9 protein-coding genes are annotated in these 11,780 nt (G+C 40.0%); 4 read left to right on the top strand and 5 right to left on the bottom strand.

The window, feature by feature from the left end:
• Nucleotides 1-373: 373 nt before the first annotated feature.
• Nucleotides 374-1,798 carry a Gfo/Idh/MocA family protein gene (locus PDL71_RS01120; RefSeq protein ID WP_407524291.1) on the top strand — a complete coding sequence of 475 codons (1,425 nt, stop codon included), beginning with the start codon at nucleotides 374-376 and terminating at the stop codon, nucleotides 1,796-1,798.
• 48 nt (nucleotides 1,799-1,846) lie between these two features.
• On the opposite strand, the gene PDL71_RS01115 is transcribed toward PDL71_RS01120, so the two are convergent.
• Complete coding sequence (locus PDL71_RS01115; RefSeq protein WP_407524289.1) at nucleotides 1,847-4,036, bottom strand: penicillin acylase family protein; 2,190 nt, start codon at nucleotides 4,034-4,036, stop codon at nucleotides 1,847-1,849.
• 59 nt (nucleotides 4,037-4,095) lie between these two features.
• On the bottom strand, nucleotides 4,096-4,860 hold the full coding sequence (locus PDL71_RS01110; protein WP_407524287.1) for a DUF2490 domain-containing protein: 765 nt from the start codon (nucleotides 4,858-4,860) through the stop codon (nucleotides 4,096-4,098).
• Nucleotides 4,861-5,035: 175 nt separating this feature from the next.
• On the opposite strand from PDL71_RS01110, the gene PDL71_RS01105 reads away from it, so the two are divergent.
• Nucleotides 5,036-6,394: a DUF418 domain-containing protein gene (locus PDL71_RS01105; RefSeq protein ID WP_407524285.1), complete on the top strand. Its 1,359-nt coding sequence runs from the start codon at nucleotides 5,036-5,038 to the stop codon at nucleotides 6,392-6,394.
• 57 nt (nucleotides 6,395-6,451) lie between these two features.
• Here the strand turns inward: PDL71_RS01105 and PDL71_RS01100 are convergent, their stop codons facing one another.
• From PDL71_RS01100 to PDL71_RS01090, 3 genes are read right to left on the bottom strand one after another with little or no spacing between them, the layout of a single operon-like run.
• Nucleotides 6,452-7,483 carry an adenylate/guanylate cyclase domain-containing protein gene (locus PDL71_RS01100; protein WP_407524283.1) on the bottom strand — a complete coding sequence of 344 codons (1,032 nt, stop codon included), beginning with the start codon at nucleotides 7,481-7,483 and terminating at the stop codon, nucleotides 6,452-6,454.
• A complete protein-coding gene (locus tag PDL71_RS01095; RefSeq protein ID WP_407524281.1) occupies nucleotides 7,480-7,857 on the bottom strand; it encodes a response regulator in 378 nt (125 codons plus the stop codon). Before PDL71_RS01095 ends, PDL71_RS01100 begins: the two co-directional genes overlap by 4 nt.
• On the bottom strand, nucleotides 7,854-9,998 hold the full coding sequence (locus PDL71_RS01090; protein ID WP_407524279.1) for a tetratricopeptide repeat protein: 2,145 nt from the start codon (nucleotides 9,996-9,998) through the stop codon (nucleotides 7,854-7,856). Before PDL71_RS01090 ends, PDL71_RS01095 begins: the two co-directional genes overlap by 4 nt.
• Before the next feature lie 172 nt (nucleotides 9,999-10,170).
• Between PDL71_RS01090 and PDL71_RS01085 the strand changes: the two genes are divergently transcribed.
• Nucleotides 10,171-10,404: a hypothetical protein gene (locus PDL71_RS01085; protein ID WP_407524277.1), complete on the top strand. Its 234-nt coding sequence runs from the start codon at nucleotides 10,171-10,173 to the stop codon at nucleotides 10,402-10,404.
• 13 nt (nucleotides 10,405-10,417) lie between these two features.
• Complete coding sequence (locus tag PDL71_RS01080; RefSeq protein WP_407524275.1) at nucleotides 10,418-11,776, top strand: caspase family protein; 1,359 nt, start codon at nucleotides 10,418-10,420, stop codon at nucleotides 11,774-11,776.
• The last annotated feature ends 4 nt before the right edge of the window (nucleotides 11,777-11,780 follow it).

The following is an 11,780-nucleotide window of genomic DNA, read 5'->3' as shown; positions in this document are numbered from 1 at the left end:
ATCATTTTTTCAACCAAAGTTTGCGACTAATCACACTGTAACACAGAGGATGCACAATAGAATTAAACTGCAATTCACCACAACTTGTCCCGCCTCAGGCGGGAGTAGCACATAGCTAACTCAGGGAAACCTCCGATCCTGCCTACCGTCAGGCAGGTTCGGGCCGTCATCTAAATCGGGCTCCTTATTGTTTCTCCTGAGCGAAGCCGAAGGATTGGGCAAGCAAAAAAGTGACAAAGAAAACAGCAGCGACTATAAATTTTTATGAAGAAATAAATTATCCTTTCAAACTAAATTCAAATAATTTCTATCCCTTAAAAAAATTCCTCTTTACCTTCCCATCTCAGATTTTAAACGCTTAATTAACTGTCACATGCCATCCAACCGCAGAAAATTTTTACGCAATCTTTCCATCAGTGCAGGAGCACTTGGTTTTTCCCTGCCATCTTTTGCCAAAGTAAAAAACGCAAACGAATCATTCATTGAAATACAGGAACAACTACCGCAAACATTTAATATGTGCGGCTATGCAGCTCCCAAATTAGATGTGGTGCGGATCGGCGTTGTAGGATTGGGCATGCGTGGTGGTGATGCAGTAGAACGACTTAGTTATATTGAAGGTGTTGAAATAACAGCTCTTTGTGATAAGTATGCCGACCGTGTTGCTGCATCTCAAAAAACGCTGGAGAAAATGGGTAGGCCTAAAGCAATAGAATTCTCCGGCGAAGAAGGGTATAAAGCATTGTGTCAAAGTAAGGATGTGGACTTAGTGTACAACTGCACTCCCTGGCATTTGCATACACCTGTTTCGTTGATGGCGATGAAGAACGGCAAACATGCAGCTACCGAAGTAAACGCAGGCATGACCATTGATGAATGCTGGCAACTGGTGGAAACATCAGAGCAAACGAAGAAGCATTGCATTATGCTGGAGAATTGTTGTTACGATTTTTTTGAACTGCTCACGCTCAATATGGCACGCAATGGTTTGCTGGGTGAAATAGTGCATGCGGAAGGTGCTTATATTCATGACCTCAGCACTTCCTACCTCTTCAACAAAAATGCCTATGCTGATATGTGGCGGTTGAAAGAGAATGCAAAACGTAATGGCAATTTATATCCTACGCATGGTCTGGGTCCTATTGCTCAATGCATGAACATTAACCGTGGTGATAAGATGGATCATTTGGTGAGTATGAGTACCGGTGATTTTTCATTGGGCAGTCTTGCCAAAGAAATGGCTGCCAAAGATGATTTCTTTCAACCGTATGTTGGTAAGAATTACAGGGGCAATATGAACAATACCATCATTCGAACCAGCAAAGGAAAAACCATGTTGCTGCAGCATGATGTATCAACACCTCGTCCGTATTCAAGAATTCATTTAGTGAGCGGTACCAAGGGCATTGCACAAAAATGGCCGGGCCCTGAACGTATTTCTTTCAGTCATAGCTGGATCAAAGAAGAAGAAATGAAACAACTGAAAGAAAAGTACACATTACCCATTGTAAAGCATATTGGTGAAATTGCAAAAGAAGTGGGCGGTCATGGTGGTATGGATTTTATTATGGACTGGCGTTTGATTGATTGTTTGCGCAATGGTTTGCCGCTGGATATGGATGTGTATGATGCTGCTTCCTGGAGTTCCATTATTGCGTTGAGTGAACAATCAGTGAAATCAAAATCCAAAACAGTGGATATTCCTGATTTTACACGTGGTGCCTGGAAAACAAATAAACCTGTAAATCTTACATTAGATGGTGGCGGCACTACGAAAGTAAGGAAGGTGCTTAAATAAATGTGCTTATACAAAAAAAGGCAAGGCGGTTCACTGAACCGCCTTGCTTTATTCCTGTCCGGGTTTGTATTTCCGTTCTATTTTCTTTTCTACATCTTCTTTGTAAAACAATACATCTTTAAACTGTCCTTTTGTGTACATTTCTAATTGATCAGTGAAGTGTTTACTGTTAGGGTCGCCACTGTTACCACCTGCCAATAAAGATTTTGCTTTTATCTTATCTCCAAACTCAACAGCACATATAAAACTATTGCCATGAAAACCGTAGCGTTTTTTTGTTCCGGGAAATGTGCGGCTGGTATACGAGGGCAACATACCCCAAATGGCTGAAGCAAATGGAACAGGATAACTGATTTTATTATCATCAAATTTTTGATTGAGATCATTGCTGATGCGTTGATAGCGGTTAATATCGCCCCATGGAATTTCCCATGTGCCAAATTGCTGCTTCAATTGTTTTACTGTTTCATTCAAAGGTGCCAATAATTGCAACGGAGTAGCTGCTGCAGCAAAACGTTTGGTGGCGGTTACCTGGTCGTCATCTCCATCTTCAATATAAATTCTGCGGATAGAGATGGCGGCATTTAAACGTTGTGCCCATTCTACCGCCAATGTTGTAGCAATGGAATGATTGGATGAATAATAGTTCCAGTTTTTTAATATAGCAATGGGTGCTGCTAATGAACGATGCAGACTGTCGCCCGGTTGTAAACCTGTTTCATAGGCTTTTACCAGCGCAGGAATCAGCACTTCAAACGCAGACAAATAAGTATCATAACCCGCAGCAATCGTTTTATCAATGGTGAATTTATTTTCTTTGCTCAATACTCTTGCGGCATTGATACCACGGAAGTTTTCTCCATCAGGTGCCATATACACCGGGTAATCTTTTTTCTTTGGACTTGCTTCGCCACTAACAGTGAAAGGAGTGGAGTTGCAGTTTTGTATCCAACCTGTTGATGGATTGATTATCTGCACCGTTTCTGTTGCGTCATGTAAACCCTGCCATTCAGTTGCTGTTGTTGTACCGTCCACCACTTTTCCCCAGTTGAATTTTGTATCACGCTTTGGTACATAGTTTCCATGCCAGTAAGCGATGTTGCCTTTAGTATCGGCAAATACGGTGCTGTTACTCGTGTTGCCCCGGAGTGCCATTACTTTTTTATAGTCATCCAATCCTTTTGCTTTGGTGCGTTGCCAGCTTTGAATCAATCCATTGATCATGCGGTTGCTGGAACGTACGCTGATGTATTTGCCGTTACGCTTTGCCATTACCGGACCATGATGTGTAGCGTAAGTTGTAAATGTTTTTGTGATGAGTTCATTTCCCTGCTTCACTTTAATTGTAATCTGTTTTTGTTTTACAGGACGCTTTTCATTATTGTATTCATAGATCATGTTCTTACCACTGCCGCTAATCTTTTCGGCATACATATCAGCTACATCCACATTTGCACTGGTATGCATCCATCCACAATATTCATTAAAGCCCTGGTAAATGAAAAATTGCCCCCAGGTTACGGCACCATATGCATTGAGCCCCTGTTCGCTTACCATATGCACTTCAGGACGGAAATAAAATGTTACATGTGGGTTGATATACAAAATAGCTTTCCCACTTTCTGTTTTAGATGGTGCAATTGCAAAACCATTTGATCCGGTGCTGTTATCTGTAAATTCTTTTGGATGATAAGCAATTGTTGCATTTGCATTGCCATATAAATTCTTTACATCTACAGCCGTAATATCACCTGTACTGATGGCGCCAATACTTCCATCAGTCCACAATAATTGATACCAGGGTTTGAAACGAGTAAGCAGCGCTGGTTTTACATTAGGATGTGTGTAGAGATAATAATTGATACCATCGGCATGAGCCTGTAACAATAGTTTCAACCACTGCGGAGCTTTGTTATAATCCGCTATTGCTTCAGTACTGTCAATGATTAAACGCAGGTACAGATCATTGTACAATTCACTCTCGCCTGAAACTTCGGCCATACGGCCCAGCTTTTCAATATAATTTGCTTCCACCCGCTTAAAATCATCTTCACATTGTGCGTACAGTAACCCAAACACAGCATCAGCATCTGTTTTTCCATACACATGCGGAATACCCCAGTTGTCACGGATGATGGTTACATTATTCGCCCTTTTTTGCCACCTGTTGATTTCATCGGTAGTAAAGGATTGGGAAAATAGCTGGAGGGGAAATAATAAAGCAAGCAATAAACGCATATACAATATTTTGAGTAATGGCTTAAAGCTAAGTATTCAAACGTTATTGAAAAAACTGTTTATGTGTCCCGGTGCAATTCCGGCAGGGGTGTCTGTATTTTTTTTGTTTTGCGAAGATCAGGTTGCCAGTAAAAGAACAGGCGGATGGTGCGGTTACGGTTGTATTTATTACCACTCAGTAACTGCTGCCACACATGCATATAGCCAAAGTCAAAACTGAGTGACCCGGAAACCCGTTGACGGATGCCTGCAAAGAAGCGGTTCTGATCAAAATGGTTATAAATGATATCTTTCCCTGTTTGCAGCATCAGCTCATCTGCAATACTCAGCATCGGAATTTTTTTGTTGGAACTTACCGGGATGTTCATGGAAAGCTGGTAGCGAAACCGGGTGGTGTACCGCTGTTCATTCGTTGGAATAAAGTTGACCACTTTCTGGATCCACCGCTCTTCAATACGCAAACGTTGATTAAGTTGAACAGTACCAAGTTGCTGGTTAAGTACTGCTTGCTGGTGCAATCTATTCTCATTGCTGAACAACTCCGTTGCATCTTTTTGATTGGCCAGCCACATATGTGCATAACCGGCACCTAATGTGAGCTGTTTGTTTGCATAATACAAACCGCCGGCACGCAAGAAAAAGAAACTGTTACTCTGCAAAAAATCAGTTCGGCGTATGTGCACATCTGCTGCAATACCCCAGCGTTCACTGAACCGAATTTGGGAGTTAAGGCTCGTCCATACATGATTTTGTGTCTGCACTTCACGGGAACGTTGTGCAAATACAAATGCGGGGACAAAAAGCAGAAGGAGAATTTGTTTCAAATCTGAAAAGAATAAGCAGCAAAATTAGTAATTGAAGTAAGCCGGTTTGTGAGTTATATCACGCAGGTGGCTGATCTTAAAAAGGCTTGCATAAACCGGTTTTTGTGTTTACATTTCTACATTCTTTGTTTTTAGTCCCTCTCTGTAATTTAATTAACCCCCAAAACAAACCATCATGACCACCATGCAAACGGGTACTTCGCCTACAGCTCAAAATGAGCGCATTGTATTACTTGATAGTTTAAGAGGTATTGCCTTATTAGGAATTTTATTAATGAACATTCCTTATTTCGGATTGCCGGAGCCGGCTTTTGATAATCCCTTACTGATGAATGAAAAGGGAACCATCAATATGCAGGTGTGGTATTTTATTAATATGGTACCGGAGGGAACGATGCGTGCTGTTTTTTCAATACTCTTTGGCGCAGGCATTCTTCTGTTTGTTAGCCGGCTTGAAAAAAGAGTGGAAGGAATGATGGCAGCCGAATATTTTATTCGCAGGCAACTATGGTTGATTGTGTTTGGTTTGGTGAATGCATTCATTTTATTATGGCCCGGTGATATTTTGTTTCAATACGGAATACTCGGTATCATCGCTTTTGTTTTCAGACGGATGCCGGTAAAAGGATTGCTTATAGCTGCAGCAGTTTGCCTGCTACTGATGACCGCAAGAGAGAATATTGATATGCACCGTACACAAGAAAAAATTAAAAAAGGCGAAGTAATTGCAAAGATTGATACTACTAAGACAAAGCTGAGCGAGGAACAAAAAGATATACTGGGAGAAATGACCGGTATCAAAGAAAAATCAGACACAGCCTCTTTAAAAAAAGAAATGAAGAAAAACCTTGCTAAGAGCCTGGGTAGTTACAGTAAGGTGTATGAATATATCAGCAATACAAGTGCAAAAGTGGAGTTCGGGTACACCTATTATGGGTTATGGGATATTTTACTGTTTATGTTTTTAGGATTAGCATTTTTTAAGAGTGGAATTTTAACGGGGGACGCCAAAATGAGTACCTATTTAATCATGACTATTGTGGGCTTGAGCCTTGGAATAACTCTTACCTATTTACGATTGCAACCTTTAATTGATTCCAATTTTAATTTCTTTGAGTATTTGAAGAAAGTGCATTTCCAGATGTATGAACTCAGCCGTACACTTCGTTCATTGGGTTTGTTTGGTTTGATTATGCTCTTGTATAAATCAGGATGGTTTAACTGGTTGTTTAAATTGATGCAACCTGTGGGGCAAATGGCCTTTACTAATTACCTGATGCAATCCTTTATGAGTAATTTATTTTTCCTGGGCATTGGTTTTGGAATGATGGGTAAATTAGAACGTCATGAAATTTACTATGTAGTCTTCGGTATTTGGTTGATTGAAATTATCTGGAGTCATGCCTGGTTACGTTTCTATCGCTTTGGTCCGTTAGAATGGTGCTGGCGCAGTTTAACCTACTGGAAACTTCAACCCATTAAAAAACAGGCAAAAGAAAATTTATTGATGGAAGATGAAGTGCCTAAAGAGTAAAATAAATAAAAAAGGCCATCCCATAAGAGATGGCCTTTTTATCAATAGATTCAACTGCTAATTCACCACCTCATACAACACCACTTCCGCTTCCTTATTTTTTAAAACAGCGCTTCCGATTTTTTTACATTCAAAACTCTGTTTTACTTTCTCAAAACTCTGTTCGCTTATTAGTATTTGATTGGGTCCTGCTTTGCTTTGCAGGCGTTGGGCTGTATTCACTGTATCGCCTACAACTGTATAATCCAGCCTGCGTAATGCAGCCGAACCGATATTACCCGAAATCATTTCACCGCTGTGTATGCCGATGGATACTTTAGGCAAAAAACTATGGTCGCTCGGGAGTGCATCAATTTTATTGCGGATGGCAAGACAGGCATCAATGGCTCTGTCCAGGTGAAACTCACCTTTGAACACAGCCATCACACAATCGCCCATAAACTTATCTACAATACCGTTTTGAGAAATAATTTCTTTAACCATCACATCAAAATAGTGATTCAGCATTTGCACCACCGTATCTGCATTTTCTTTTTCACTGATGGCCGTAAAGCCGCAAATGTCAATAAACGCTACACTTGCTTCTACGGTTTCATTATCTGTTAATGATTCTTCGTAGGCACGGGTGCCCATAAAACTCAGTACATTGGCATCCACATACATTTTTAAAATATTGTTTTCCTTGATGGCTTGTAAGGTCTCTTTCATCTGGTTTACATAACGGATGGTTTTTTCCATCGTTATTTCCAGGTCTTCAAAGTTCACCGGCTTGGTTACAAAATCAAATGCACCACGGTTCATAGCCACACGAATGTTTTCCATATCACCGTAAGCTGATACCATTACTGCTTTACTCAATGGCGCTGCATCGTTCAACTTGGTAAGCAGCGTTAAGCCATCCATTTCGGGCATATTAATATCGCTCAGGATAATCGAAATATCCGGATGCTGTTGCAGTTTTTCCAACGCATCATTGCCATTTACAGCAAATACAAATTCATATTGCTGCTCCCGTATTTTCTGACGAAACTTCTGTCGTATCAATACTTCCAGATCTGTTTCATCATCCGCTACCAGTATCTTGGTCATACCATTTTTGTTTTGAGCTTTTCTTTTAAAGAAGTAAAATCAACGGGCTTGGTTAAAAAATCATCTGCCCCATATTGCTTAGCGGTATTAAAATTTTCTTCATCTCCATAAGCAGTAATCATCATGACTACGGGTGGTGGCTTTTCATATTCTTTTTTAATGCGTTTCAACAATTCCAATCCGCTCATACCGGGCATATTAATATCGCTGAGGATGAGCACCGCTTCATGATGATGCACTTGCATAAAACTCAGTGCATCTTCGCCTGAGTGGGCAAAGGCAAAATCCAGCTCTCCGCTTTTCATTTCTTTTCGAAAACGCTGTTCAAAGAGTGACCTTACATCCTGCTCATCATCTACTACTAAAATTTTCATACCTGTGAATTTGGGAAGTTAATAATAAATGTGGTGCCTTCTCCTTCTTTTGTTTCAACCTTTAATTGCCCGTTATGCGCCTTGGTTATTATATCATAACTCAAACTCAACCCCAGGCCGGTTCCCTGGCCTGTAGGTTTGGTAGTAAAAAACGGTTGAAAAATTTTGTCCAATGCTTTTTGAGGAATACCGGTGCCATTATCACTCACTTGTATTTCAATATTATCATTTATCTTTTTGGTTGAAACGATTACTTCGGGTGTATAGCTGTCTCCTGCCGTTTTCTTTTTTTCACTTACTGCATAAAAAGCATTGTTGATGAGGTTAAGTATAACCCTGCCAATATCCTGGGGCAGTACTTTTACTTTTCCGATTGTTTCATCAAAAGATGTTTCGAATTTTGCATTGAAGCTTTTGTCTTTTGCACGAAGACCATGAAAGGCTAACCTTAAATACTCATCACACAAAGCATTAATATCTGTGAGTTCTTTTTGCCCCGATGAGGATCTGCTGTGCTGCAGCATACCTTTTACAATAGAAGAAGCACGCTCACCATGGTGATTGATTTTTTCCAGGTTACCGATTAAGTCATTGGCAATTGCTTTTACTTCATCAGTATTTCCTTTGTCAACTTCTTCAACCAACTCCTTTATCAACTCACTGCTCACTTCACTAAAATTGTTCACGAAGTTTAGCGGATTCTGTATTTCATGCGCAATGCCGGCTGTCATTTCACCAAGACTCGCCATTTTTTCTGCTTGTATCAATTGTTTTTGCGTTGCTTTCAACTGTTCCAGTGTTGCTTCGGCATTTTTCTTTTGTTGTTCAATCAATTCATTTTGATGATGCAGCACCACATTTGCCTTCTTTTCTTTTTGGCGGCTTCTGTACACCAGGAATATTACCAATAAGGCTGTAATCAAGGCTGCAAAAGCTGAAAAAGTAAGCCATCGCTGCTGTAACGATTTGCGTTCAAACTCCAGCTCTTTTTTTGAAAAATCAAACTCTGCTTTTAATCGCTCACCTATACGTTCCGCTTCAGAGTTACGCAAGCTGTCTGCATACTGTTTAAACAATTGAAAATGTTTCAGGGCCTGCATGCTTTCACCTTTGCTTTCATAAACAGCCGCCAATACTTCATAGGCGTCACGCATCAGTTGAGGCTGCCCCATTTCCTGCGCCATGTTTAATGCCTGTTGTGCATATGCTAATGCTTCATTAAGTTTCTCTTGCTTATGAAGTGTTTTTGCAAGCCCGGTAAGCGCCACACAGGCAGAGGGCTTGTAGCCGGTTTCCAAAGCAAAGTCTGCAGCCTGTTTAAAATAGCTTGCTGCTCTATCTAAACTGTCAATCTTAAAATATAAAAGCCCCAGATTTTTGGTAGCTGAAATCATGGAGCGTTTGCTTCCTGAAAGCCGGGCAGTTGTAAGTGCAGATGTAAAATATTGTTTAGCTTTTATAAATTCATTTTTGTCAAGGTAAACCTCACCAATATTATTGTTGGCAATTACAATGCCGTCACTGTCGTGTAATTGCGTTGATACATCCAGAAACTTTTTATAGTTTACTTCTGCGTCGTCTAGTTTGTTTTGATAGTAGTTAACGATGGCAATATTATTATAAACGGTGGCTTCAGTGTTTTGGTCGTTTACAGCTTCGGCAGCAGTTAAGCATTCATAGTAGTATTGAAGCGCTTTGCTGTAGTTGCCCTGGGCCATGGCTGTGAGACCGAGATTGTTTAATACTTTAGGTAAAAAAGTGGCGAACTTTTTTTCTTTGCACAGTTTCAACGATTGATTGAGCTTTTCTATGCTGGCAGTATAGTCACCCTTATTATAATAGGCTACACCCATATTGCTATAGGCTGCGGCTTCACCCAAAATGTAATCTGCGTCCCTGCAATAAAAACCGTGATCTTTTAACAGCAGTAATGAGCTGTCAGGATTAGTTTCAGAATAAGTAAAAGCTAAAATATTAATGGCATTGAGCCAGGCTGTATCTTTTTTATAATCTGCTTTTTGTTCCAGTTGTGCAATACGCAGTTTAAGGCTGTTAATATTCCCTTTTTGAGCAACAACCTTATTTAACAGACTGCAAAAAAGCAAGACCGCTGTAAAGCGGGCTGCAGTGTTCAGGCTCATGTGTAATGGGTTAAACATTCTTTTACAAGATAAGAATTGCTCAAGGGAAACGATTGTAAAATATAATAATTATTTAGGTTGAATTGAAGTTACGGGTACACTAAACCCGGAAAATTCATTTGACTTTTAAGAGATAAAAACTATCTTTAAGGCTAAACCATAAAATCTGCATATGCAAAAAGTAAAAAATCTCAACCGTATTTGGAGCTGGATTTTAGCTCTTGTTATCACTTCAGCAATGGCTGTTGCCTGTAATAATGAAGGTGAAAAGACTGAAGAACCTGCAGCTGATACACCGGCAGTTACTGCTCCTGCTGTAACAGACACAACCAAAAAGGACAGTATGCCTCCGATTGATACAGGCGCTACCACCCGCCCTGATGGCAAACCTGCAGGTTCACAATAAAAACATTGAAACAATGATCAACAGAAGCTGTTGTACAGTTTTAAAGAAGCGTGTACTTACAGCTTCTGTTTTTTTATGCCTGTTAATAACAGCAAGCTATACTTCCGTTGCCCAATCCTATTTTCATTTACAAACACAAAGTACCGCCACTGCACCTGCTTATAACTATTTTTTGCGGATGGAAGCTGATGGCGGCAATACACTCCGCATTTCTTATATCAAAGAAGGGAAAGATTATTTAGTTGAAGTACAGATGATGGATTCGCTGGCTTCAGCTGCAACCCGGTTTCTTATTCCTAAAACCACTCCCCGGTTTATTCAGTCAGGAACAGATGATAGCTTATGGCTGCCCTTTATACAATTTGAGAACAGATCAGACAGTTCGGGTATTTATTACGAACCAACCACTGTTATTCTTACACAAAAAGGCGAACAGCAACCGGCGGTATTATTAAGTTCCAATCAAAAAAGCTATGAAGAGCTTGTAAAGGAAAAACCATTGGTACTGCAGTTTTATAAAATGAACGAACCTTTTTATATTTTCCTATCCAGTTTTACTACGAGGAATCTTAATAGAGACGAACAAAAGCGTAATTTCTATCTCATCATCATTGCTAATACAAACGACCCTTATATTGGTAAATCTTCCCAAAAAGACTTAACAGGCGTGTATGAAACTTTTGCCACACTTACCAAACAGGCAGGCATTGGTTTTATTCCTGTTGTTGTTTCCGGCGATGCCTTTAATATTGCTAACACACAAAGGGCTATTGATACCATCAAACCATCAGTTCTTGATATTGTTTTCTTTTATTACACGGGTCATGGTTTCAGGTTTGCCAATGATGTGAGTAAATATCCACGGATTTCTTTCAGAACAAATACGATGCAGGTACGGGCAGATAATAACCTGGCAGTGGAGGATGTTTATAAAACTTTAATTGCCAAGCGTGCAAAGGTAACCATCGTAATCAGTGATTGCTGTAATGAAAAGTTAGGAGCTTCAGTACCTTTTGGCCTGGATATGCTGCGACCAAGAGCTACGAGTACAGAAGGATTGAAACTGAACTATGATAATTTCAGAAAATTATTTTTGCCTGCACAAACTACTTCTATCATAATTGGTTCAGCTTCTCCCAATCAATTAGCAGTGGGTAATCCTAATATGGGTGGTTTCTTTACCAATTTCTTTAAAGCAGAATTAATCAAAAGTTTGTATAGCAATACCGGTGAAAGCAGTTGGCTTCGTATTTCTTTAAGCGCTACTGAAAACACAAGAAAGCAATCTCTCACTGCTTTGTGCAATGCTACACCTAATGTAAACGGCAGGTGTGTGCAGCGTGCAGAAGTTAAGGTTTTACCCCCGCTATAAACAA

The sequence above is a fragment of the Lacibacter sp. MH-610 genome (assembly GCF_045780045.1).
In the GTDB taxonomy this organism is placed as follows: Bacteria; Bacteroidota; Bacteroidia; order Chitinophagales; family Chitinophagaceae; genus Lacibacter.
This window is presented reverse-complemented; position numbering and strand designations above follow the sequence as displayed.